This is a genomic window from Saccharibacillus sp. CPCC 101409, from assembly GCF_030518235.1.
Classification (GTDB): domain Bacteria; phylum Bacillota; class Bacilli; order Paenibacillales; family Paenibacillaceae; genus Saccharibacillus.
In genome coordinates this window covers 12820-36525 of sequence record NZ_JAULSA010000019.1, presented here as the reverse complement: position 1 = coordinate 36525, position 23706 = coordinate 12820, and the positions used below count along the sequence as shown (strand labels likewise).

Below are 23706 nucleotides of genomic sequence, written 5' to 3'. Positions count from 1 at the left end.
GTCCCCTTTAAATTAAATTTGGCTCAATTGAGCGATTAAATCTTTCATTTGCATAAACGACATGTACAAAAACGGGAACACGATATATGCACCGAGCATAAACATCACCGGAGCGAAACCGATATCCCGCCCCCAGTTCGCTTTGCTGTCGATCAGCCGGTCCATCGTTTCTTTTTTCCGCTCCCGGTAATACTCCTGCTCCGTTTCCAGATCGTCGAACGCTTCGCGGATCGAGATCCGTTCCAGCGCATTCTCCAGCCGTTCGACCAGGCGGACCAGCGGCGGATACGGCGCTTCCGTTTTGAGCCCGGCCAGTGCTTTTGCCGCGCCGCCGTCGTAATCGAGCAGACAGCGCTGAAGCGCCGGTTTGAAAATAATCGCGAACCGATCCATCCACTCCAGCATGACCTGCACGCTGATGCGGTCGAACTGGCTCAGAATCGAGATCAGCATGCGGAACTGGTCGACTTCGCTTTGCATGTCCAGCCGGCGCACCCGCCGCTGGAACGTCATCGTCCACACCGGAAAGAAAAACGCGGCAGCGCCCACACCGGCGGCGATCAGCACTTCCCACCATTTCAGATACTCGCCGCGCAAACGCTCCAGCTTGTCCGCGATTCGCGCGGACGCTTCGCTTTGCTGAAGCTCGCTCAGCGTCCCGTCCGCAGCTTCGAGCACACGCTTCCGAACCTCCGCTTCCAGCTCCGCGCCTTTACCCGATACGTCCCGCATCACGCTTCGGTCGAATTCCGTCCGCCGGCTCGCTTCCAGCGCTTCTTCGCCGTTGACGCGTCCGATCATCAATCCGCCTTTGGCGTAGGTCGGCGCATTCCGGATCTGGTGACTTTGGTTGATATGGATAGCGGCAAACATGGCGACCGTCACCGCCGCGCCGAGCAGAACAAGCAGCAGACGACGCAGATACAGCCATTCGATCAGCAAAGGCGAATTCGATTCTTTGATCAGCGCCGACAGCCGGGCATGCGCACGGGTATGTTTTTGCGGAACGAAACGATCGACGATAAAACGAACCCACCGGTACGCGTACAGCTTTTTCTCCCAGCGGATACCGCCGGATTTGGGCACGTACCGGGATTCTTCCGTTTCGGCCAGCTTGCGGATCAGCACGTAGGCCGACACCGCGATCGCGTACAGCAGCAGCTTGGCCGCCGTACCGAGTCTGCCCGTATAGAAGTCGCCCATGATCGGAAAATATTTCTCGGCCCAGCGCTGAAGCGGAAACGACAGCAGAATAGGCGCCAGCGCGATAATCGTCAGACTGTTCAGCTGATAGCTGAGCCTTCCCCGGCGCAGCAGATCGAAGTTGATATCCTGCACGAATTTGCCGATTGCATTCAGGTAGAGCGATCCTTTGGCCGTCGTCTTGTCGCCGTACTCCATAATCATGCGGGAGATGCCGGTAAAAATTTTCAGGTAGCGGTTCGGCGCCACTTCGTAATAAGCCGCCAGGCTCCGATCCGGGTCCCGGGCGGTCAGCACATCGTGCATCCGTTCGCCGTGCAGCTTCATATCGTGCCCCGCCAGCTGCGCCGCTTCGTAAATGGCTTCGTCCGCCATGCGCGTCGCCTGAAACTGGTGCCGGTTGTCTTCGAGAAAATCGCGAAAGTCTTTGAGCAGCCGGTTCTCCACGCGGTGCACAAACACGTCGATCAGCATGCCGTTCAGCACCAGGCAGCCGATCAAACCGAGCAGCAGCACGATCGGACTGCGTCCGAGCAGCGCGAGCGCCAGCAGCAGAGCCAGGATAATCAGCAGCACCGCATACGTGATTTTCATCGTTTCTTTGCGCAGCGTCAGCTCGTCGTACGGGCTGATTACCGCCAGACGCTGACGAATCTTGCGCACCTGGCCTCGAAACAGCGGAATGCGCGAAGAGCGTATGTAGGAAGAATGATAAAACCGCGCCAGCTTCGGGTTTTCCCGTTTGCGCCCCGGCTGCCGGTTCATCCAATCCCCGGGCATAACGACTTCGTCCGCAGTGCGCTTTTTTCGCCTTTTCATCCACACGAGCAGCATCAGCGGAACGGTGTACAGAACCAGCGCCGCCGCAATCAGCAGTTTAAGATTCATGCCGTTTCACTCCCCCAGTAGAGGTCGAGAAACGCACGGAACGCGGCCGCGTCTTCGCGGGACATATTGCCGGCCATCAGCTCCACTTTGCGCGGCGAAGGCCGCTCGACCGGAACGTAAGCGCCGTCGCGGAATTCGATAATATTGCGCGATTCGAACGTGCGTCCCGTCAAGCGCCGGTAGTAGTCCAGATTGGCCCGGGTCAGAATCCGCAGCGCCGAAGCTTCGTCCGCATCTTTTCCCAGTTCGCGCACAAGTTCCGTAAACGAAGACTCGTCGGCGTCGATCGCGACGCATTCCGTCATCCGTTCGATGAAGCGGGTCCCGTCGCGCTCTTTTTCCAGATGGACGTCGAACGCGATTACGCTGGCTACCTGCTCTTCGGCGATCCGCTCGTTTTGGAAGGTTCCCGTTTTGAGCAGCGAGTTGCGCAGCGACCAGATCAGGTCTTTCGTCGTTTTGGCGTGATGGCTGAATACGGTAAACTTGCTCGCCACCTGCGACATCTGCACCGCCCAGGCCGCAACCGGATCGGTGGCGACTTCGCCGAGAATATTTACGGTCCCATCGGTTTTTTTTTGCAAATCCAGTCCTTCCTGGCCGCTGATCTTGTCCGTTTCGCGGAATGCGAGCATATTGCGCTGCGGATACAGGCGCCGCAGATGCAGCTCGAACGCCAGCTCCTGGATGCGAAGGTTGAACGTGCCGTAGATCGACTTGACCATCGCCATCAGCAGCGTCGTTTTGCCCGAACCCTGCTCGCCCGTCACCGCCGTCACCTGCGCGCCTTTCATCAGGTAATCGAGCATCTTCATCGGCAGCTCGGCATTGGTTACCCGTTCCGACGCAAGCAGGCGCTCCAGACTGAGATTCGGCAGATCGAATTTGCGGACGAAGAACGCCCAGCTTTCGGAAAAAGGCGGACGCACGACCACCACCCGCGAACCGTCCTGCATTTCGTTGACCATATACGCTTTGGCTTCCGAGAGCTGACCCGGGTTGCCGAATTTATAAATGTTTTGGCAAACGCGCTTGAGTTCCAGATCGCTCCCGAAGCCCAGGCAGGCCAGCCGAATCGATTTGCCCCGGTAAAAGATCCAGACGCTGTCGCATCCGCGCGGCGTCCTGCTCCGCATGCTGCGCATCAGCTCGACTTCGTGCTCCACTTCCTGCATATCCGCCGGAAGTCCGGAAACGCCGGCCGAAACGCCGTCGATATTCTGGTCGCGCAGTTCGTCGATCGCCCCAAAACCTTTGTACTGCTGGTAGACGCGCTGAACGATGATTTGCATTTTGTCTTCGAACGACAGATTGCCTGCTTCGCGCCGGTAAATATCCCGAATTTCTTCCGGCGTAACGATGTACGATTCCGTTTCTCCGTTTTCAATCACACATTTCGGTTCGGCCAGTCCGTGCTGTTCGATCAATACGCTCAGCGCCTGCAAACCGTGCTCGCGTTTATACTGGTAGAGCAGCAGATCGAATTTGTCCTGATCGGTCAGCAGACGTTCGTCGCCGAACGGAAAGATCCGGTCGATACTGGTTTCCGTAACGATCCCGCCGCGAAAAATCAGGTCGTAAATAAACGATTTGACGTAGGTTTTGTCCGCAAGGCTGCCCGAATTGCAGTTTTTGAGCGAGCTTTTCAGCTCCGCCACCACGCTGCGGCGGCGTTCGAATTCTTCGGCCGAAAGACCGAGATCGAGCAGGTTCGCATTGGTGAAGTCGTTAATTGCCGCCGTCACGTAGGCCTGGATGTCTTCCAGCGCGGGCGTTTCCGCTTCAGCGTTCCACAGACCGCTTCCGGCATCCGGACTGCGACGCAGGACGAACAGCAGCCAGCCCAGGATTCCGGCCAGAATCGAGGCGATCAGCAGCAGATTTATCGCGTTCATGCGTCAGGAAGCCCCTTTCTCGATATCCGTGTGCTTCAGACGCGTATTGACGCCGATTTCTTCCAGCAGCTTTTCGGCGGTCCGCCGGACTTCCGCCATAAACGGGTAGTTCCGATGTTTCCGGTCGATACCGCGGCTGCGCGAAACGAATCCTTTGATATCCCCGTCGTTGGCCGCATCGCGAAAATCCGTATTGTACGGCACGGTCAGCACGGTTTCGCGCCGTCCGTATTTGCGCAGGATGTTGGCCGCTTTATATTTGGAATGCGGGTCGTAGCCGGAGAACAGCAGCAGCTGCTTTTTGCCTTCCAGTTCCCGCGGCCAGCCGCTCCGGTCGAAATAGCGTTCCAGCACGCCCGCGTTCTGGTTGAGGCAGATCACGACCAAATCCGCTCCGGCCAGCATCTCGCGGGCGGTCTGACTGTCGGTGCCCGAACGCACGTCGAGCAGGATGCAGTCGTAATAGCTGCGCGCGCCTTCGTATACCTGGCCGATCAGCGCTCCGGCGTTCTCGAACTGAAGCCTGTTCATGCGATCCGAGCCGCTGAGCAGGTCGAGCCGTCCGGGTTCGAGCAGCAGCGCGTTGTTTTTGACGGTTTCGCGCTCCAGTTTGCCGCTGCGGGCCAGCCGGACCAGCGCGTCGATGCCCGTTCCGGCTTCGCCCGCCAGGTGATGGCTGTATGTATTGATCGAGCGCATAAAGCCCCGTTCCAGCGAGCGCTCTTCCCCCTGCGGCTGCGACACCAGCGTACGGATGCGGTAATCGCTGCCGATTACCGAAGCGATTGCCGCGACGCTCGATGTGACTCCCGTTCCGTGTCCCACGCTCCAAAAAGCGATTTGTCCCATTTTATCTGCTCCTCTCGGCCGTTTTCCAAAGTTTGCGCGCGCCGCGTTCATCCAGCTCCAGCAGCGCGGAAGCGCACGATTGCACGACCCGTTTGATCTCTGCGGACAGGCCTTTCATCTTGAGCCTTGCGGCATATTGATTGCCGATCTTGATCGCCATATTGCGCTCGTCGGGATAATATGCGAACGTTCCTTTCCAGTCGATCGGAAAACGTTCCAGCAGTTCGTCGATATACGCTTCGCCCGGTTCCGTCGACGCTTCGAACAAAATCTTGTAAAACCCGCACAGTTCCGAAGCCGGCTTATCCGCAAAAAACGATTCCAGCAGCCGGACGTTGCGCCGGATCGAAGTTTGTTCATAACCGCCGACCAGGAAATTCCACTGCGCACTCGGACAGTTTTTGAGCGCGCCGGGATCGTCGGTATCGTACAGGACGAATTCGTAAGCGCCCAGATCGACCGCATGCCGCGTGCCGGAAGGAATCCAGACGTCGAAGCCGTCGTACTCCTGCGGCTCGCCCGGAATATCGAGCGCGGGGTACGCGAATTCATAACGCTTTTCCGCCGTGGCGTCCACGATCAGGACTTTGCGTCCGGCGGCCGACAGGGTTTTGGCGAGATAGAACAGCAGGTCTGTTTTGTCGTGGTATCCGATAAAAATCGCTTTTTTCACCGTTGTCGCCTCTTTTCTAATTTCCGGTATCCGTACTGCCGCCGTCCGTGAAAATATCCGCTTCCGTTTGGGCGCCGCCGGTCTCGTCCGCGTTCTGCCGCGAATTTTCGATCAGCGAATTGCTCTGCGTGCCGGGATTGACCGCGCTTGCGTTGGCTTTGTTATTCAGGTATTTCTGGATTTCTTCCGGCGTCAGCAGATCGAGTCCCGTTTCCAGCTTGTCGCGCATCCGCCGTTCCAACTCGGTCTTGGCGCGCTCCACGATATTCGGATCGCTTTCGATCAGGTCGAGCACGCTGGAGTTGGACGGGTAAGTGACAACCGCCGCCTGCTGAAGCCCCGGTTCGATATAGCTCACCGCGTAAATCGAAGCGTCGTTCAGATAAGCGTCGACGACGGCGGACGACATGGTGAGGATTTCGCGTTCGTTCATCCGCACCCAGATCGTGCCCGAAGCCAGGTCTTCCGTTTTCTTTTTGGACAACACGATAAAGTCTTCGCCGGTCGGGAACTTGACGCGGACATCGACGTAATCGCCCTGCGCAAGACGCGTCGGCAGCTCGATCAAACGGAATTCCTGGCTGCGCAGATCGGACGGCGTCACCGCGCCTTCGTACAGCATTTCCGATGTAAGCGGCGTATTTTTCGACAAAGCGATCTTGCTATAACGCCCGATCGCGTCTTTCCGTTTCGGCATATCCGCCGGAACGGTATCGCGGACGACTTCGATCTCGGTCAGATCGTTTTCGCTAATTTTTTGTCCCGCTTTGATATCGCGCGTCAGCGCATATACGGGAATCCGCTGCGCTTCCATCGCCGCGATTTGCTGTTCGTATCCGCTGCGATCCTCGCGGTAATCTTGTTCAATCTGCCGCACATAAAGCGTACCGGCCGCCGTGCTGAGCAGCAGCGCCGCTGCCGCTCCGGCCGCTGCCGCCAGCAGCTTCTGCCGCTGGCGAAATCTGATTCTCGACATGTATGTTCTCCCTTCGTCTCCTGCAATTCATCAACCTTCTTGCTTCATGCGCGCCGCTTTAGCGAAATCCCAGCTTCAGCCTCGAGCGCCGCGCTTTGCGCGCGTACAATCCGCCGAGCAGCGGTTCAAACGCTTCGCGCTGCGAACCGTCCATCGGACGCGGAACCGCCGGCAGAGCGAATACGCGCTTATGGTCCAGCTTGCCGCGCAGTTCCTTCACCGTTTCTTCCGCCGCAAGCGGCAGGCAGTAAGACCAGTGCGGACGTATGCGCAGCCGCTCTCGGCCGCCGAACGTCACGAGAGCGGCGCTTCGCCATTCGCTGCCCGAGCCGACAACGACCGGCACATCGGCGCGGATAAATTCTTCGAATCCGCGGGCGTCTCCGCATAAGCCGAGATCCAGCACCACATAGCGGTACCCCCGGCCGAAGATGCCGGCCAGTTCTTCCCACCCGGCGCCCGGCCAGTAATCGACGCCGCGGATTTCGAACGTCCGTCGTCCGCGCAGCGGTTCGCCTTCCCATTCGAGCGCAATCGCTTCGAACGCTCCCGCCGAGCGGTCCAGTTCGACGACCGCCGTCCGGCCGCCTTCGCGGGCCAGCGTATGCGCCGCTGCGATCGCAGTATGCGTCGTTCCGCAGCCGCGGAAAGTGCCCATCACGGCGACCGTCGAAGTGCCGGCCGAGACTTCGGCTTCCGAAGACCCGGCGCTTTCGACCGGTTGAAACAGCGCTTTGATCTCGGTCATGCCGGCATATCGTTCCTCCAGCCGAAAATTCAGCATTCTGCGGATCGCCGGAACCAGTTCCCGAGGCAGATCCGGCCGCAGGGCCTGCCGGGCTTCCGTCGTCCATTCGCTGAAACGTCCGTCGGTGCTTAGATACAGCAGCAGCGCGCCCAGCGCGTACTGGTCGCTGCGCGGATCGCTCCGTCCTTCGTACTGCTCCGGAGCGGCGAATCCGATCGTGCCGAGCTTGACCGTATCCGCGCTTTTCTCCGGCCCGGCGCTGCGGGCAATCCCGAAATCGATCAGCCGGATCGCGCCGTCGGGCCCGATCATCACATTGCCGGGCTTCAGATCCCGGAACACTACCGGCGGGCTCTGCGCGTGCAGATACTCCAGAACCTCGCAGATGCGCAGCGCAAACTCCAGCAGAAACGAAATGCCGATCCGGCCGCCGGCCGCCCGAACGCACTCGTCCAGATTGCGTCCTTCGATGTACTCCATGACCAGAAACGCCCGCCCTTCCGCCTCCGGGGCGAAAAAGTCCGCGATCTGCGGCAGGCTGCGGTGGCGCAGGCGCGTCAGCATCCGGGCTTCGTTCTCGATTCGTTCGTAATCCGCCGTATCGGCCATCGTTTCTTTGACCGCCCACCATTTGCCCGGGAGCTTTGCATCGGAAGCCAGATAAACCCGGCTCATTCCGCCGCTGCCCAATTGTCGTTCCACCCGGTACCGGTCGCCGATCACGGCTCCACGCTCCAGCTTCGACGGGTACGGCATAGCCTTCTCCCCTTTCCGGACAAAAAAAGAAAGCACCCCTCAAGAACCGGGTCCGAAGACCGATTCGCGAGGGATGCTTTCCCTTTACTGTCGTTCATATGATTTTGAGATCATTATAAACCTATTGCTTGCTAAGTGTAAAGACCCATTCTTAGTATTTGATCATATAAAGCGTAATTTCTTCGCGGTTGTGGAACAGCTGCTTGGCCCGCTGCACCTGAAGACGCGACGATTCGAACGAAGCCATCACTTCTTTGATCAGCGCCATCGGCTTTTTGTGCATGAGCTTGATCGTTACGATCGCGGTGCCGCCCGGCGCCAGCGCATGCAGCAGCCCGGTTACGAGCTGCACCATCAATTTGGGGCTCCAGCTCATATCGCAGACCAGCAGATCGAATTCGTTGTCGGAAAATTTGGCTTCGCCCGCGTTTTTGCGGATATAGGTCAGGTTCGGCGCTTTGAGCAGCGAAGGATGCAGTTTGGCCGGATCGACGGCCGTTACTTTCAATCCGCGCTCAAGCAGCAGCGACGTCCAGCCGCCCGGCGCCGCACCGATATCGACCGCGCTGCGGTAGGCCGACAGATCGAGGCCGAATTCGCGCTCCGCTTCGAGCAGCTTGAACTTGGCGCGCGACAGCTGTCCTTCTTCCCGCCGGAAACGAACCGCGCCGCCGCTCCAGTCCGACAGATTGTTTTCCGGCCGGGAAATGCCCGCGTATGCGCCGGACGGCGTCAAATAAACCGAGACGATCCAGTCCGCCCCGGATGCGACGAATTCGGCTTCCGAAGGACGCAGCAGCTCTTCGAGCCAGTCCCGCAGCTGCGACGCGCTTTCTTCGCCCGTCCCTTCGCTTCTGCGCACCTGCAGCGCCGCTTTTACGCCCGCGCCGAGCCGTCCGTCTCCGAGCACGTATGCCGCGGCGTCGGCCAGCAGCGCGCCTGTATTATCGCCTTCTTTTTCGAAGCCGACCGGCTGAATATGACGCAGGAAGATCGGCCGGCTGTCCGCAATGCGGCGAACGGCTTCTTCTTCCGGCATCGCGAGCCGCACCAGCAGTACCTCGCTGTCGCTCAGCACACTGCTTTTGACAGAGCCGAACAAACGCCGCAGTTCTTCCTGCGCATACGCCGCAAATCCGCGATTGGCCGTGCAGACGAATAGACTTTCGCCCTGCGGCTCCTCCTGCGCGTTTTCGTTTTGCCCGGCTTCGGCGGCCGTTTCTGATTCCGGTTCCCCGGCGTTCAACTTTTCATTCTCCATATCCCGCTCACTCAAAATACGTTACCCTCCACAGGGAATTACCCCGTCTCATTTTCGATAAAATCCAACACATAAGGCACCGAGCGCACGGCATAAATCGTACGCGGCGTTCCCGCTCCGCCCGGCTCGAAAACGCTGAGCGAAGGCGTGCTCGAAATGCGGTACGTCCGGACGAACGACGGCGCAAAATTCAAGTCTAGCGCGTAAATTTCCAGTTCCGGACGCAGTTCCTCCACGACTTCGAGCATACGCCGGGCGGCTTTGCACGTTCCGCAAAACGGCGTATGACCGAGGACGATCAGCCTGCGTTCGCCGCGCGCAATCCAGCCGCCCAGCTCCCGCTCGGTAATTTCTCTCATCGCGACGCCTGCGCCGCCACCCGACGCCGCACGTCTTCCGGCATGGCCCCGCGATGCAGCGTTACGCGCTCGGGCTTGGACGCATACAGCGTCTCGTACATGCTGCGGCGTCCGTATTCGCTCGACGTATGCAAATAAATCTCGTTCGGGTACGTGCCGTTCAGCACGATTCTCGCCGCCACTTCGCTTCCGCTCAGCTCGCCGGGTCCCATCTCGTGATCCAGCGAAAGGATATCCACGTCGCATTCCCGCAGCATTGCCAGGCACTCTTCGCCGGTCCGCGCCAGTGCAAATCCCTCCGGACAGGGCCGCCAATCGTCCATATAAAGATGAATTTTAGGTTTGCTTTCTTCGTTTGCCATATCCTCCGCTCCTTTCGCGTTTGCCGACGTCCCGATTTACGGCTCAGGAAAAAACGGGCGTCTGCTCGTACTGGCACTGCGGACAGTAGTAGGCTTTTTTGCCCGATACGTCCATTTTTTCGACTTTCGCGCCTTCCGGCGTGCACGGCTGTCCTTCGCGCTCGTACACGCGGCACTGGTTCAGGTAGCCGCCCGTCAGCGTATCGCCTTCATAAAGCGGCGTTTGCAGGCAGCCGCCGGCATCCGAAGCTTCCAGCAGGATGCGCTGCATCGCTTCGTACAGGCGCGCGACGCTTTCGTCGTTCAGGTCCTGTACTTTGACCGAAGGCAGCAGCCCCGCGGCAAAAGCGATCTCGTCCGCATAGCGGGGGCCGATCCCGGAGACCGTTTTCTGGCCCGTCAGCGTGCTGCGCAGCGCGCCGCGCCGTTTCTTGAACAGTTTGGCAAAAGATTCCGGAGTGACCTGGCGCGAAAACGGATCGCCGCCCAGCGCTTTCAGCACATCGTCGAGCCCTCTAACCGTAAGCAGCCGCAGCACGCTGCCGCGTCCGCCGATCCACAGGGTCCGGTCGCCCAATTCCAGCTCCGCCTGCGCCGCGAACGGAGGCTTGGCGCCCGCTTCGCCGCAGTGCAGCGCGCCGTCTTTGGCCAGCGCGATCAGCAGCCGGTGCCCGTTGTCCAGATGCAGAATCAGAAACGTGCCTCTGCGCTCCAGGAACAATATGCTGCGGCCCGTCAAAGCCTCCGAGAATTCTTCCGGCGATACGTCCGTGCTGCCTGCGTTATTCAATTGAACCCGCCCGATCGGACGGTCCAGTATCCATTGTCCAAGCTGTCTGCGATAATGCTCGATTTCCGGCAGTTCCGGCATGCTTCATCTTCCCTTTCTCTATCGGCTTAGTACCCACTCTTTGACTTCGTACAGACTGTGCATAACGAGGTCCGGCTCCGCGCCGGCCAACTGCTTGTGACGCTCCAGATTGTGCGGCGTCGTTACGCCTTCTTCCGTCAGCACCAGCAGCGAACCGCAGCCCGAATCGGCGCCCGCTTTGATATCGGTCATCATATTGTCGCCGATTACCGTGACTTCGGAAGCGCTTCTGCCCAGCAGATTGAATGCGAAATTCATCAGAATCGGAGACGGTTTGCCGATCACGGCCGGCTTGGTTCCGGTCATCGATTCGATCGAAGCGCCCAGCGTTCCGGCTCCCGGCATCAGCCCGCCTTCGGACGGCAGCAGCAGATCGGGATTGGTCAGCACGAACTCCGCTCCGGCCAGCACCCATCTGCCGGCCTGCGCCAGCTTTTCGTATGAGAATTCGCGGTCGATCCCCTGCAGCACCACGTCGGGACGGTCTCCGCCTGCATCGAACTCCTTCAGTCCGGCCGCGGATACCGCTCCGCGCAGTCCGGCTTCGCCGAATACCGCCACGGAAGCTCCCGGCTTTCTGCCGGCTATATACGCCGCGGCGGCCATCGACGAAGTGCACACCTGCTCCGGACGGGCGGGAATGCCCATTTTATTGAGCCGCAGCGCGACCGTTTCCGGAGAAGCGGAGGAGTTGTTGGTCAGGAACAGAAACGGGATCTTCCGCTCCTCCAGCGCCCGGATCAGCTCGTCCGCACCGGCCACCATGCGTTCCCCGTGATACAGCGTTCCGTCCAGATCGATCAGAAAAGCACTTTTATTCGCCATTGCCGGTTCATTCCTTTTCTTTGTCTTGAGCCGGCCGCACCGGATAAGACCGATGTTCCATCGCCAGCTGTGTATTCGCAAATACGCTTCGCGCTTCTTCGAGCAGCGGCTCCAGCTGTTCGAGATCTTTGTAGCGGGAGCTGAAATGCGTCAGAATCAGTTCTCCCACTCCCGCGTCCCGCGCTTCGGAAGCCGCCTGTACAGCCGTACTGTGGTAATATTTATGCGCAAGATCCGCAAATTCTTCGGTAAACGTTGCTTCGTGCACAAGCAGATCGGCGCCCGCCGCAAGCGGACGGATCCCCGCCGTGGGACGCGTATCGCCCAGAATCGTCACGATGCGGCCGCGCTTGGGCGGACCCAGAACCTGGTCCGGCGTAATCGTGCGGCCTTCCACCGTAATGCTCATTCCGCTTTTAAGCTTACCGTATTCCGGGCCCGGACGCACGCCCCATTCGCGCAGCAGCTCCATATTGAGGCTGCCCGGACGGTCTTTTTCCGTAATCCGGTATCCGTAGCTTTCGATCCGGTGCTCCAGCGCTTCGGATTCCACTTTGATCTGGGCATCCTCGAACAGCAAACCGCCTGTATGTTCGACGATCTCCAGCTCGAAATCGATCCGGCTTTGCGTAGTTTGAAGCGTCACCTCCAGAAACCGCCGCAGACCGGGAGGTCCGTAGATCGTAAGCGGCGCGCTTGCTTCCTGGGAAGCCCGGCTGGACAGCAGACCCGGCAGTCCGAAGACGTGGTCGCCGTGCATATGCGTAATAAATATCTTTTCAAGCCGGCTCAGTTTGATCGGCGAATGCAGGATCTGATGCTGCGTCGCTTCCCCGCAGTCGAACAGCCAGGACGAGCGCCGTTCTTCCAGCATGCGGAGCGCGACAGACGTCACATTGCGCTGCGTGGTCGGCAGTCCCGCGTTGGTGCCGAGAAAATAAAGTTCCACAGCCGCACTCCTCCTTTTTCGATTTGTTGTGCCTGTATCCTTTTGGGTCTAGTTCAATACCCCAATTCCGCCCGCCGGAACCGCCGCCGATTTGTCTCGTCTCGCGGATTCGGCTCCGCCGACAAAAAATCCGCCCGCCTCAGCGGGCGGACGGAAAACCGTGACGCCGGTTCGTTAAGAAACGCGGATTCCCGCAAGTTCCGGGAGTTCGCGCAGGGAATCGATCTGGTGCACGGGAACGATGCCCGAGTGGGGCGCACGGCCGCCGCGGTTGATCCAAACCGAAGGAATGCCCGAATCCAGCGCGCCGCGAATATCCGTGCTCTGCTTGTCCCCGACCATCAGCGCTTCTTCCGGCTCCACGCCGAGCAGTCCCAGCGCATGGCTGAAGATCGCCGGGTCCGGTTTGCCTTTGCCGAACGTGCCGGAGATGACGATATGGTCGAAATAAGGCACAAGCTGCGGCACGCCGTCCAGTTTCTCCTGCTGAAGCGACGGACATCCGTTGGTCAGCAGCAGCAGCTTCACGCGGCCTTTAAGCTCGTCGAGCACTTCGTACGTTTCCTCGTAGACCAGCGGACGCGCGCGGCGCTCCGCGGCGAACAGGTCGGCCAGCTCGCCCGCCAGCGCTTCGTTCTCGACGCCGAGATCGGCCAGGCCCGACCGCCACGCTTCTTTGCGATAGACCGGCGCGATCTCCTGCAGCTTGCGGAATTCCGGCTGCTCGCCTTTGTCGAACCGCGCCCACAGCCCTTCGAACGGGCTGATCCCGATCGCCTGGGTGAACGGATACGTCTCGTAGCCGGCATACAGCTCGCGCGCGCGGCTGCGTACCGCTTCTTCCAGAGCTTCGGGATCGATTCCCGTCCGCTCGGCCGCTTGCCGCGAAGCCGCCTGAAACGCTTCTTTTACGCTGCGCTCGTCCCAGAGCAGCGTATCGTCCAGATCGAATATAACCGCTTTTACCGTCATTTTCGTCCCCTCGCTCTTCCCTGTATTGTCGTGTTACTGCTTTCTTTCCACCGGAATCTGATGCTGCGCCGCGAATTCTTCCAGGCGCCCGCCGATCTCCTGCGTATTGAACAGTTTAAGAAAACGCGAAAAGATCCAGTTGGCGCTTTTGCCTTTGGTTTCGACCGTCACGAATCCTTTTTCGATCCGGAACTTCGAGATATCGCCCGCCATCAGCGTGCGTTCGCGGTTGAAGCGGATCGTCGAGATCCGGTCTTTGCCGATGCGCAGGTACGGACGACGCAGGAACATAATCACCGCCAGTACCAGATACATCACGATAATAAACCAGTAGGAAGTGCCCGTGGAGCCTTCCACGTTCGCATTTTGCGCCGCAATCGTCATAATCGTCAGGAACAAAGCGATAATAAGCAGAAACACCGGGAACATGTAATTGCGCCCTTTGTAGACTTCAAACGTTTGTTTTCCCTGAGCGCCGATCCGGTCCTGACCCGTTTTTTGCCTTAATGTGTTGACTTTGTGCTGGTTTTTGCGGACTTGCCTTTCCCACGAACGGGACATGCGTTTTCCCCCTTAGCATTCTGTTCATTCTTTATAGCAAAAAGACCCGCCGCCTCGCGGCACTCCCATCCGCGAACCGGCGAGCCGTTTTTTCTGCGGGCGCGTGCGCAAAATCGCGGTTACCCGGATGCTCTCTTTTAGTGAAGCTTTCCGCCGCCTTGTTCTTCATCCGTCCACTCGATCGAATCGAGCTGCTGACGGAAATTGCGGCGAACGTTTCCGAGGTAAATCTCGCGCAAACGGGTGCGCTCCTCGGCTTCTTCTTCGCTCAGCCCTTCGGCTTTATGTTTACGGGCCAGTTCGTTGATCCGGCCGACCAAAGCATCGATATCCATAACGTACCTCCTCGCGACATACTCCTTATCACTTTGACACGAACAAAAGAGCTTGTCAAGGCACGCGCCCCGCAAGCTCTTACGTCTTTTCGGCCGAACGGCCGAAGGCCGATCGCCTTATGATTCGGTTCGTTAAAAATTCGGAAGAATCAGTTCGTCGCCCGCATAAATTTCGCTGCCGGTCAAGTTGTTCTTCTGCTGGATTCCCACTATGAAAATCCGCGTATCCGCGTCGCTCGGTTTGTTGCGTTCCGCGATGGACCAGAGCGTATCGCCTTCGCTTACGACAACCCGATGGACCTCGGCTTGCGCACTGCCGCTTTGCAGCGCATGCACAACGCCGCTTCCCGCGAACAAGCCGATCATGACGACCAGCAGCAGCCGCAGTCTGACCGCGCCGCTTCTCGTCAAGCGGTAGCGCGGAAATCTTCCGCTATGTAAAGATGGTTGAACAGCCGCCGCGCTCTGCTCTTGTCCCGCTTCGTAAATACTTTTATAAGTCGTATATTTTGGCATCCTCAACACTCTCCCAAACGTTTGTTCTGCCCTATGCGGATTACTATAGCACGAACATACGTTTCGAACAAGAGGTTTTGGAACATTTGTTCGCGAAAATTTGTTCGTATTGCGAACAGCGTCAAAACGGCTTAAAATCCGCAGAACTTACGTTTGTGCGAACGGAAGTTCTATGTTATAATTTGCCCATATAGCATTCGGGAGGCGTTTTTCTTTTCCCGGTGTTTTCAAAATCAATGATAATGGATGGGGTTGAAACGATATGTCGAAGATATCCATACGCCAACAGGCCATTTTGGAATTTATTCGCACCGAAGTCAAATCGAAAGGTTATCCGCCTTCCGTCCGCGAAATCGGCGAAGCGGTAGGCCTGGCGTCCAGTTCGACGGTTCACGGACATCTGGATCGTTTGGAGAAGAAAGGCCTGATCCGCCGCGACCCGACCAAGCCTCGCGCGATCGAACTGCTCGGTCTTGAAGAGTCGGAGAACAACAACCTGTTCGCCGCCACAATCCGGCGCGTTCCGGTTGTCGGCAAAGTTACGGCGGGCTTGCCGATCACGGCTACCGAGAACATCGAAGATTACTTCCCGCTGCCTCAAGCGATGGTGGGCGACGACCAGGTGTTCATGCTGTCGGTCGTGGGCAACAGTATGATCGAAGCCGGCATCAACAACGGCGACTACGTCGTGGTGCGCCAGCAGCAAACCGCCAATAACGGCGATATCGTCGTGGCGATGACCGAAGAAGACGAAGCGACGGTCAAAACGTTCTACAAAGAAAAAGATCATATTCGTCTCCAACCCGAGAATCCCACTTACGAGCCGCTTCGGCTGACGCACGTCACGATTCTGGGTAAAGTGGTCGGCCTGTTCCGCAATTTTCATTGAGCCGCGTTTGGCTTCTTCAGGAGCACGGTCGCAAATAACTCCCCCGAGTCTCGTCGCCGGGGGAGTTTTTATGTGCGAAACCGACGGGTTTAACCTCTTCCTGCCGCTTTCCGTTTATGCTATTCTGATGTATGTTCGTTTATTCCGCCGCGCAAGGAGTGTCCGCTTTGGCCGATTTGATGTCTATTTCTTTTTTCGTATTCGCCGTATCCGTCGTTCTGGGTTCGATTGCCGTTGTAAGGCGCAGCCGCAAGCAGGTCCGGCTCTTTTTCGGAATCGCGCTGGTCTGCGTCCTGCTGATTATCGTTTCGCTCGTCGCGCTGGCAAGCTCGGGCGGAGTCTGATCGACCCCGCAGTGTCCCGCCTTTATTTATGCTGCGCCGTCCGGCGATCGCTTAGTTTGTGATCCGATATTACCGGGAAGCCGAAAGCGCGCCGGCCGTAAGCTTTGCGCCGCAGTACGATATGATGCAGCGAAGACTTGTCCGGCCAGCGGATATAAGCTTCCTGCTCCAGATTGATCAGCGCAATCGTCACTTCGCGAAACTCTCCCCCGCTGCCCTGCACCAGTTTGGCCATCGACAGGCGTTTGAACAAACTCCAGCGATAGCGTCGCAGCATCCCCAACACACGCTGTTCCAAAACATTGATCCCCATCTTCGCACTTCCTTCCGAACGGAACGTATGTTTGTATTATATCCGAACGGATGTTCTTTTTCCACATTTAATTGAGATGGGTATAAACGCTCAGCGCATCCTCGATATGATAAGGGTCCGTCGTATGATCGCCTTTCGCTCCCGTCGTAACCAGAATGTATTCTTTGCCGTCTTTTACCGCCAGCGAAGCCAGACAAAGTCCCGCCGCGCTTGTATATCCGGTTTTGCCGCCCAGGATTTCTCCGTCGGGAAATTGAAGGGTCGCCGCGCTTTGGAACAGCGTGCTGCGTACCGTTATGCCGTCCGGATGTCCGTTGGTCGGGGCGATGGAATGACGCTGCGCCGTAAACAATTTGCGGAACTCCGGGTTTTTCAGCGCGTACTCCAACAGAATCGCCATATCTTTGACGCTACTGTAATGCTGCTTGCTTTGCAGCCCGGTCACATTGGCAAAATGCGTATTCGTCATCCCCAGCTCCGCCGCTTTGGCATTCATTTTGGCGATAAACGCTTTTTCCGAGCCCGCCGTGTCCAGTGCCAGTCCCAGCGAAGCATCCGCTCCTGAAGGCAGCAGCGATCCGTACAGCAGGTCCTCCGCTTTGACTTCTTCGCCCGGCACGAATCCGGCCATCGACGCGCCTTCTTCGTACAAAGCGGGGAAAATTTCGTTCGGCAGCCGGACTTTATGCTTCAAATCGGTCAGATTCTCCAGCGCCACCAGCACCGTCATCATTTTGGTGAGCGAAGCGGGATAGATCTGCTGGTTGATGTTTTTCTTGAACAGCATGCTGCCGTCGTCAAGAGAAATCAAGACGGCGTTGGGACTGCGCAGCTTCAAATCGTACAGATTCGGGCTGTCGTCGTTCCGGCTGCTTAACTCCGGCACGGGATCGGCAGCAATCGTAGAAGCGGCGGCAGTTTCCGGAGAAAGCCCAATCAGTCCGTAAGCGGCCGTGTCGGGTCGGACCAGCGTTTCGCTGCCGAAAATAATCAGGGAAAGAATGCCCGGCACGATTGCGATACTAAACAGCCGGCTGCGCGGCGCGGCTTTGGGCCGGGATGAACGGATGCGGCGCGGGAACATGGATAATCCGGCTCTTTTTCGCTTGTTCATTCAGTAATTCTCGCCCCGGTAATACCGTTCCAGCTTCTCGTCCAGATGTACAAGCTGAACGCGTTTGACTTCGATTTCTTCGAGCAGCTTTTTTCTTTGATCCTCGATCAAGCGTGTTCGTTCGGGCAGCGTGGAGATCCCCGTTTTGACCAGCTCATAATAACTTTTGATCTCTTCGACGCTCATGCCGGTTGCCCGCAGGCACTTGATAAAATGCAGCCAGCCTATATCGTAGTCGCTGTACAGGCGGTTGTTGTTTTCGTCGCGTTCTACCGCTTCCAGCAGCCCTTTACGTTCATAGAACCGGATTGCGCCGATATTGATGCCGATTTTTTTCGCTGTTTGTCCGATGGTAAAAATAAATTCCACTTCCTCGCTATTTGGACTTGCCCTGCACTAAGTGTAGCATATTAGACTTAATCACGCAGACACCATTAAATCAAAAAAGCGAGGGTTCAATATGACAAAAACTGCGTTTGTAACGGGAGCCAACAAAGGAATCGGGCTGGAGATTGCGAGACAGTTGGGTCAAGGCGGTTGGAAAGTCGTGCTGGGAGCCAGAAATGCGGAGCGGGGAACGGAAGCGGCGGCCGAACTGAGCGAACAAGGAATCGACGCGGAGTTTCTCCAGCTTGATTTATCCGACTCGGCAAGCATCGATCGGGCGATCGCCGATATTCGTTCCGGTTACCCGGAACTGTCGCTGTTGATTAATAACGCCGGCATTCCCGGAGCATTCGTTCCATCGTTCAACGGTGCCGCGGAAGAACATCTGCGTGCCGCATTCGAGGTCAATTTCTTCGGCACGTTCCGCTTGAATCAAAGCCTGCTGCCGCTGATCGGGCAAAACGAAGGCACCATCGTCAACGTTTCAACCGACATGGCTTCGCTGAACTACATGCAGACTTCGGATTATGCGCTCAACGTGTTCACGTACAATGCTTCCAAAACGGCGAACAACGCGATGACCGTCGCGATGTCGATCGAGCTTAAAAACAGCCGGGCGCAGGTATTTGCGGTGACGCCGGGCTTTACGAAGACCGATCTGAACGGAAATGCGGAGGGCGGACAAACCAAAAAAGCCGGTGCAAAAATCATTGTGGATTACGCAACCGACGGCAAGCGGCACAACGGAGAGTTTTTGAACGCGGAAGGAATTTTCGCCTGGTAAAAAACGGAGAGCCCAGCGCAAGGTTTCCCGAGTCTGGACTCCCGAAGTTTTCCCGACCGAAGCCGAGAAGGTTTTTGTGGCGCCACGAAAAAATATTACCCACCGCATAAAAAAATAATCAGGAAAAAATACCGTATAATCAGATAAAATAAAAACCCTTGGCGCCGGAGGCGTCAAGGGTTCTTGAACGTTTAGTAAAGCGTCATGTACTGATCGCGTTCCCATTGGTGCACCTGGGTCCGATACATATCCCATTCGATCTCTTTAAGCTCGTAGAAGTGGGTCAGCGCGTGTTCGCCCATGGCCTGCACGACGACTTCGTCGCGGATCAGTTCGTTCAGCGCTTCCTTCAGGTCGGCCGGCAGGCTCGGAATGCCTTCTTCGATCCGTTCTTCTTCGGACATCACGTAAATGTTGCGGTCGATCGGAGCGGACAGCGTCAGCTGTCTGCGGATACCGTCGAGGCCCGATTTGAGCATAACGGCCAGCGCCAGATAAGGATTGGCCGCCGGGTCCGGGTTGCGGACTTCGATGCGGGTGCTGAGGCCGCGCGAAGCCGGGATGCGGATCATCGGGCTGCGGTTGCTGGCGGACCATGCCACGTAGCAAGGCGCTTCGTAGCCCGGAACCAGACGCTTGTACGAGTTGACCGTCGGATTGGTCACGGCCGCGAATGCGCGGGCGTGCTTGAGAATGCCGGCCATATAGTAGCGGGCCGTATCGCTCAGGCCGAGCGCGTCGCTTTCGTCGTAGAACGCGTTCTCGCTGCCGCGGAACAGCGACTGGTGACAGTGCATGCCCGAACCGTTCATGCCGAACAGCGGTTTAGGCATGAATGTCGCATGCAGACCGTGCTGGCGCGCGATCGTTTTGACGACCAGCTTGAACGTCTGGATCTGGTCGGCGGCTTTCATCGCGTTCTCGTATTTGAAGTCGATCTCATGCTGTCCCGGCGCCACTTCGTGGTGGGAAGCTTCGATCTCGAAGCCCATTTCTTCGAGCGTAATGACGATCTCGCGGCGGCAGTTCTCGCCGAGATCGGTCGGCGCCAGATCGAAGTAACCGCCCTGGTCGTTCAGCTCTTCCGTCGGATTGCCGTTCGCGTCCGTACGGAACAGGAAGAACTCCGGTTCCGGTCCCACGTTCATCGCGCTGTAGCCCATTTCTTCGGCTTCTTCCAGCGCGCGCCGCAGCACGGCGCGCGGATCGCCCGGGAACGGCTTTCCGTCCGGCAGGTAGATATCGCAGATCAGGCGGGCGACGCGGTTCTCCGTTACCCAGGGGAAGATTACCCAGGTGTCGAGATCCGGGTACAGATACATATCGGATTCCTCGATACGTACATAACCTTCGATGGAAGAACCGTCGAACATCATTTTGTTGTCGAGCGCTTTTTCAAGCTGGCTGACCGGAATTTCGACGTTTTTGATCGCGCCCAGCAGATCGGTGAACTGCAGGCGAATAAAACGGACGTTTTCTTCTTTGGAAATACGCAGAATGTCTTCTTTCGAGTAACTCAAGATACCCTCTCCTCTTCGTCTCTTTTCTTCTTCGGAAGCCGAACACGCAAAAACGCTTCTAAAGCGAAAATCTTATTTTCTATTAAAGAAACGGGACAGCTCTCCTTGAATCAGCGAAACCTGACCCGGTTTCTTACCGGATACCAGCTGCTGCTTGAGCATGCGGTGAAGCTGCGAATCGGAAAGCTCCTTGCGCTTTTCTTCGGTCGCCGCGTTCAGGACCGTCGCTTCTTCGGACTCCTTGGTGACCGGATTCATCACCTGTTTGATGCCGGCGATGTTGACTCCCTTTTCGATCAGAGCCTTGATTTCGAGCAGGCGTTCCACATCGTTAAACGAGAACAGCCGCTGATTGCCGGACGTGCGCGCCGGCACGATCAGGCTGTGCTGCTCGTAGTAACGAATCTGCCGCGCCGACAGATCCGTTAGCTTCATCACGATGCCGATCGGAAACAAGGCCATATTTCTGCGAATATCGTCGCCCATTTATTCATCAACCTTCCAATGTACTTTTCTTAATTACTCTCTTATGCCTATTGTACATATCCTGATGGAAGGCGTCAATGATGTGTTAGATTAACTCACAGTAAATTACGATCGAAAAGATTCTGCAGGGCGTTTAGTACACCGTATTTGACGTGAGCGTAAGTCAAACCGCCCTGCAAATACCCGATGTAAGGCTCGCGAATCGGCGCGTCGGCGGACAATTCGAGACTTCCGCCCTGGATAAAAGTGCCCGCCGCCATAATAACCGGATGCTCGTAACCCGGCATATCCCACGGCTCCGGCACCACATGGCTGTCCACCGCCGCCGCGAGTTGAATGCCCTGCACAAAAGCGATCAGCTGCTCGGCGCGGTCGAACACGATCGCCTGAATCAGGTCGGTTCTCGGCGCGTTCCAGGCGGGACTGCTGGCAAAGCCCGCAAAGTCGAACATGGCGGCGGCGAAAATACTGCCTTTGACCGCCTGTCCGACGATAGTCGGCGCCATGTAAAGTCCCTGGTAAATACCGCGCGTCGTGCCCAGCATGGCGCCGACTTCCGCTCCGATGCCCGGCGCGGTCAGGCGGTAAGCCGCCAGTTCGACCAGATCTTTGCGCCCGCAGATATAACCGCCGGTTTCCGCCAGGCCGCCGCCGGGGTTTTTGATCAGCGAGCCCGCCATCAGGTCGACGCCGAATTCGGTCGGCTCGGTCTTCTCCGTGAACTCGCCGTAGCAGTTGTCGACAAACACGACGACGCCCGGACACATTTCTTTGACAATGCGTGTCATCCCGGCGATTTCGTCCACTGTAAACGGCGATCTCCACGCATAACCGCGGGAGCGCTGGATGCCGATCACCCGCGTAGCCGGGCTAATCTGCCGCCGCACCTTCTCCCAGTCGATCCCGCCGTTCTCCAGCAGCGCCGCTTCTTTATAGCCGATCCCGAAATCGGCCAGCGAGCCGGTTCCGTCGCCGCTTTTGCCAATCACTTTGTGCAGGGTATCGTAGGGCGATCCGGTGATATAGAGCAGTTCGTCGCCCGGGCGCAGTATGCCGAACAGGGCGGTCGAGATCGTATGAGTGCCCGAAGCGAAATGCGGGCGCACAAGCGCCGCTTCCGCTCCGAATACGCGGGCGTACAGCTCGTCGAGCACTTCCCTGCCGCGGTCGTTGTAGGCATAACCCGTCGACGGGTTAAAATGATAATCGCTGACTTTGCAGGCGCGGAACGCTTCGATCACTTTCCATTGATTGTATTCGACGATCTCGTCGATTCCGTCTATTCGCGGGCGCACAAGCGCTTCCGCTTTCTTTTTCCATGCTTCGATTCTGGCGTCAAAAGTTTTCATAGGTCTTCGTTTTCCGTCCTTCTATATGCCCCGCGATCCGCCGTTTCTTTTACTTTGCTCCATACCGGTTACTTGGCATGTAAGACGTCCGTAAATCCTTTATGCCCTTAACGCGTCATTCCTGCGTAAGGTTGATGTCTCAAGACGGACGCGGAATCGCGGGTTCAAAAATTTTGCGCTGCCCAAAAGTCTTTTTCGCTTAGGAACGATCGACTTTGTAGTCTTCCAGCAGATACGTGTATTTCTCCGCTTCGCCCGTGTGCAGACGCACTTCATACACCACGTCTTCTTCTTCGAACTCCTGCGAAACGACTTCGCCGATCTTGTAGAGTTGAGCCGACAGATCGCCGCGCGCGGCGGGAATCCGATACGTTACCGTACCGCCGGTCAGCTCTTCCTGCAAGCGATTCAGCAGGCGCTCCAGATCGCTTTCGTTGTAGGCGCTGAGACGCAGATTGTGCTCGTCTTCCGGCAGCAGCTCCAACTGCTCCGGCGTGCAAAGGTCTTTTTTGTTATAAATGCGAATCTGGGAAGTGCCGGCGGACCCGAGTTCTTCCAAAATGCCGTCGACGACTTTAATATGATCGCCCAGCATATCGGAAGAAGCGTCGATTACATGCAGCACCAGATCGGCTTCGTTCACTTCTTCGAGCGTCGCGCGGAAAGCGGCGATCAGATGATGGGGCAGATTCTGGATAAAACCGACCGTATCGGTCAACACAACTTCGCGGCCGCCCGGCAGTTCCAGCATTCTGGAAGTCGGGTCGAGCGTCGCGAACAGCTGGTTCTCCACGTAAACGTCGGCGTCGGTGAGCTGACGCAGCAGCGTGGACTTGCCCGCGTTCGTATAACCGACCAGCGCAACCTGCACCGTCCCGCTTTTCTTCCGGCGCTGACGCTGCAGCGTCCGGTGCCGCTCCACTTCGCCGATCTGCCGCCGCAGCTCGTCGATTCGTCCGCGGATATGCCGGCGGTCCGTTTCCAGCTTCGTTTCGCCCGGACCCCTGGCGCCGATTCCGCCTCCGAGTCTGGACAGATTGCCGCCCTGCCCTGCCAGGCGCGGCAGCAAATAACTGAGCTGCGCCAGCTCGACCTGGATGATGCCCTCGCGCGTTTTGGCGCGCTGGGCGAAAATATCCAGGATCAGCTGGGTACGGTCGATAATTTTCAGATCTAGTTCTTCTTCCAGATTGCGCACCTGCGCGCCGGAAAGCTCCTGGTCGAATATGGCCGTGTTGGCGCCCAGCTCGTCCGCGACGACTTTCAACTCCTGCACTTTCCCTTTGCCGATAAACCACTTCGTGTCTTTGGTTTCGCGGTTCTGGGAGACGGTGCTGAGCACTTCCACTCCCGCCGTTTCCGCAAGCGCCATCAATTCTTCAAGCGAGTAAACGGGGTCGATGCCCGAACGTTTAACTTCGTCGGTCACCAGACTGACCAGCACCGCTTTGGGACGGACTTCCGCCGCCGTATCGTAAGTCGTACTTCGCATACATTCGTTCTCCTTTTTCTATCGGTATA

General features: G+C 57.5%; 26 protein-coding genes. 3 read left to right on the top strand and 23 right to left on the bottom strand.

The window, feature by feature from the left end; all coding sequences use genetic code 11:
- Positions 1-12 precede the first annotated feature (12 nt).
- The 16 genes from QWJ34_RS23970 to QWJ34_RS23895 form a co-directional block, all read right to left on the bottom strand.
- A complete protein-coding gene (locus tag QWJ34_RS23970; protein ID WP_302731634.1) occupies positions 13-2091 on the bottom strand; it encodes a hypothetical protein in 2079 nt (692 codons plus the stop codon).
- Positions 2088-3986, bottom strand: a complete 1899-nt coding sequence (locus tag QWJ34_RS23965; RefSeq protein WP_302731633.1) for a P-loop NTPase family protein — start codon at positions 3984-3986, stop codon at positions 2088-2090. The genes QWJ34_RS23970 and QWJ34_RS23965 overlap by 4 nt, the downstream gene beginning before the upstream one ends.
- Before the next feature lie 3 nt (positions 3987-3989).
- On the bottom strand, positions 3990-4835 hold the full coding sequence (locus QWJ34_RS23960; protein ID WP_302731632.1) for a hypothetical protein: 846 nt from the start codon (positions 4833-4835) through the stop codon (positions 3990-3992).
- A gap of 1 nt (position 4836) precedes the next feature.
- The gene (locus tag QWJ34_RS23955) at positions 4837-5508 is read right to left on the bottom strand and encodes a hypothetical protein (protein WP_302731631.1); all 672 of its coding nucleotides are present in this window, start codon (positions 5506-5508) and stop codon (positions 4837-4839) included.
- A 16-nt stretch (positions 5509-5524) separates the two neighbouring features.
- Entirely contained in the window at positions 5525-6484 is a 960-nt protein-coding gene (locus QWJ34_RS23950; protein ID WP_302731630.1) for an SAF domain-containing protein, read from the bottom strand.
- Between the two features lie 58 nt (positions 6485-6542).
- Positions 6543-7988: a serine/threonine protein kinase gene (locus tag QWJ34_RS23945; RefSeq protein ID WP_302731629.1), complete on the bottom strand. Its 1446-nt coding sequence runs from the start codon at positions 7986-7988 to the stop codon at positions 6543-6545.
- Positions 7989-8139: 151 nt separating this feature from the next.
- Positions 8140-9264 (bottom strand): SAM-dependent methyltransferase, encoded by a 1125-nt coding sequence (locus QWJ34_RS23940; RefSeq protein ID WP_302731628.1) that lies wholly within the window; start codon positions 9262-9264, stop codon positions 8140-8142.
- Between the two features lie 23 nt (positions 9265-9287).
- Positions 9288-9608 carry a thioredoxin family protein gene (locus QWJ34_RS23935; RefSeq protein WP_302731627.1) on the bottom strand — a complete coding sequence of 107 codons (321 nt, stop codon included), beginning with the start codon at positions 9606-9608 and terminating at the stop codon, positions 9288-9290.
- Positions 9605-9970 carry a cyclic-phosphate processing receiver domain-containing protein gene (locus tag QWJ34_RS23930; RefSeq protein WP_302731626.1) on the bottom strand — a complete coding sequence of 122 codons (366 nt, stop codon included), beginning with the start codon at positions 9968-9970 and terminating at the stop codon, positions 9605-9607. Before QWJ34_RS23930 ends, QWJ34_RS23935 begins: the two co-directional genes overlap by 4 nt.
- A gap of 43 nt (positions 9971-10013) precedes the next feature.
- Positions 10014-10841 (bottom strand): Fpg/Nei family DNA glycosylase, encoded by an 828-nt coding sequence (locus tag QWJ34_RS23925; RefSeq protein ID WP_302731625.1) that lies wholly within the window; start codon positions 10839-10841, stop codon positions 10014-10016.
- Positions 10842-10859: 18 nt separating this feature from the next.
- On the bottom strand, positions 10860-11666 hold the full coding sequence (locus tag QWJ34_RS23920; RefSeq protein WP_302731624.1) for an HAD-IIA family hydrolase: 807 nt from the start codon (positions 11664-11666) through the stop codon (positions 10860-10862).
- 7 nt (positions 11667-11673) lie between these two features.
- Entirely contained in the window at positions 11674-12615 is a 942-nt protein-coding gene (gene rnz / locus QWJ34_RS23915; RefSeq protein WP_302731623.1) for a ribonuclease Z, read from the bottom strand.
- A 174-nt stretch (positions 12616-12789) separates the two neighbouring features.
- Positions 12790-13587, bottom strand: coding sequence for an HAD family hydrolase (locus QWJ34_RS23910; RefSeq protein WP_302731622.1), 798 nt, complete (start codon positions 13585-13587; stop codon positions 12790-12792).
- Positions 13588-13620: 33 nt separating this feature from the next.
- Entirely contained in the window at positions 13621-14148 is a 528-nt protein-coding gene (locus QWJ34_RS23905; RefSeq protein WP_302731621.1) for a hypothetical protein, read from the bottom strand.
- Between the two features lie 137 nt (positions 14149-14285).
- On the bottom strand, positions 14286-14483 hold the full coding sequence (locus QWJ34_RS23900) for a DUF896 domain-containing protein (RefSeq protein ID WP_302731620.1): 198 nt from the start codon (positions 14481-14483) through the stop codon (positions 14286-14288).
- A 132-nt stretch (positions 14484-14615) separates the two neighbouring features.
- Positions 14616-14999, bottom strand: coding sequence for a LysM peptidoglycan-binding domain-containing protein (locus tag QWJ34_RS23895; RefSeq protein WP_302731619.1), 384 nt, complete (start codon positions 14997-14999; stop codon positions 14616-14618).
- A 262-nt stretch (positions 15000-15261) separates the two neighbouring features.
- On the opposite strand from QWJ34_RS23895, the gene lexA reads away from it, so the two are divergent.
- Both lexA and QWJ34_RS23885 read left to right on the top strand, forming a co-directional pair.
- Positions 15262-15888 (top strand): transcriptional repressor LexA, encoded by a 627-nt coding sequence (gene lexA / locus QWJ34_RS23890; RefSeq protein WP_302731618.1) that lies wholly within the window; start codon positions 15262-15264, stop codon positions 15886-15888.
- Between the two features lie 167 nt (positions 15889-16055).
- Complete coding sequence (locus QWJ34_RS23885) at positions 16056-16232, top strand: hypothetical protein (protein ID WP_302731617.1); 177 nt, start codon at positions 16056-16058, stop codon at positions 16230-16232.
- Between the two features lie 22 nt (positions 16233-16254).
- Here QWJ34_RS23885 and QWJ34_RS23880 read toward each other — a convergent pair whose 3' ends face one another.
- From QWJ34_RS23880 to QWJ34_RS23870, 3 genes are all read right to left on the bottom strand, one after another.
- Positions 16255-16545: a hypothetical protein gene (locus QWJ34_RS23880; protein WP_302731616.1), complete on the bottom strand. Its 291-nt coding sequence runs from the start codon at positions 16543-16545 to the stop codon at positions 16255-16257.
- Positions 16546-16612: 67 nt separating this feature from the next.
- A complete protein-coding gene (locus QWJ34_RS23875) occupies positions 16613-17659 on the bottom strand; it encodes a D-alanyl-D-alanine carboxypeptidase family protein (RefSeq protein WP_302731615.1) in 1047 nt (348 codons plus the stop codon).
- The gene (locus tag QWJ34_RS23870) at positions 17660-18028 is read right to left on the bottom strand and encodes a MerR family transcriptional regulator (RefSeq protein WP_302731614.1); all 369 of its coding nucleotides are present in this window, start codon (positions 18026-18028) and stop codon (positions 17660-17662) included. It lies immediately after the preceding gene.
- Between the two features lie 91 nt (positions 18029-18119).
- On the opposite strand from QWJ34_RS23870, the gene QWJ34_RS23865 reads away from it, so the two are divergent.
- The gene (locus QWJ34_RS23865; protein ID WP_302731613.1) at positions 18120-18830 is read left to right on the top strand and encodes an SDR family NAD(P)-dependent oxidoreductase; all 711 of its coding nucleotides are present in this window, start codon (positions 18120-18122) and stop codon (positions 18828-18830) included.
- 191 nt (positions 18831-19021) lie between these two features.
- Here the strand turns inward: QWJ34_RS23865 and glnA are convergent, their stop codons facing one another.
- The 4 genes from glnA to hflX form a co-directional block, all read right to left on the bottom strand.
- Positions 19022-20350: a type I glutamate--ammonia ligase gene (glnA, locus tag QWJ34_RS23860; protein ID WP_302731612.1), complete on the bottom strand. Its 1329-nt coding sequence runs from the start codon at positions 20348-20350 to the stop codon at positions 19022-19024.
- Positions 20351-20422: 72 nt separating this feature from the next.
- Entirely contained in the window at positions 20423-20836 is a 414-nt protein-coding gene (locus QWJ34_RS23855) for a MerR family transcriptional regulator (RefSeq protein WP_018977629.1), read from the bottom strand.
- A gap of 95 nt (positions 20837-20931) precedes the next feature.
- A complete protein-coding gene (locus QWJ34_RS23850; RefSeq protein ID WP_302731611.1) occupies positions 20932-22185 on the bottom strand; it encodes a methionine gamma-lyase family protein in 1254 nt (417 codons plus the stop codon).
- A gap of 199 nt (positions 22186-22384) precedes the next feature.
- Positions 22385-23677 carry a GTPase HflX gene (hflX, locus tag QWJ34_RS23845; protein WP_302731610.1) on the bottom strand — a complete coding sequence of 431 codons (1293 nt, stop codon included), beginning with the start codon at positions 23675-23677 and terminating at the stop codon, positions 22385-22387.
- Positions 23678-23706: the final 29 nt, after the last annotated feature.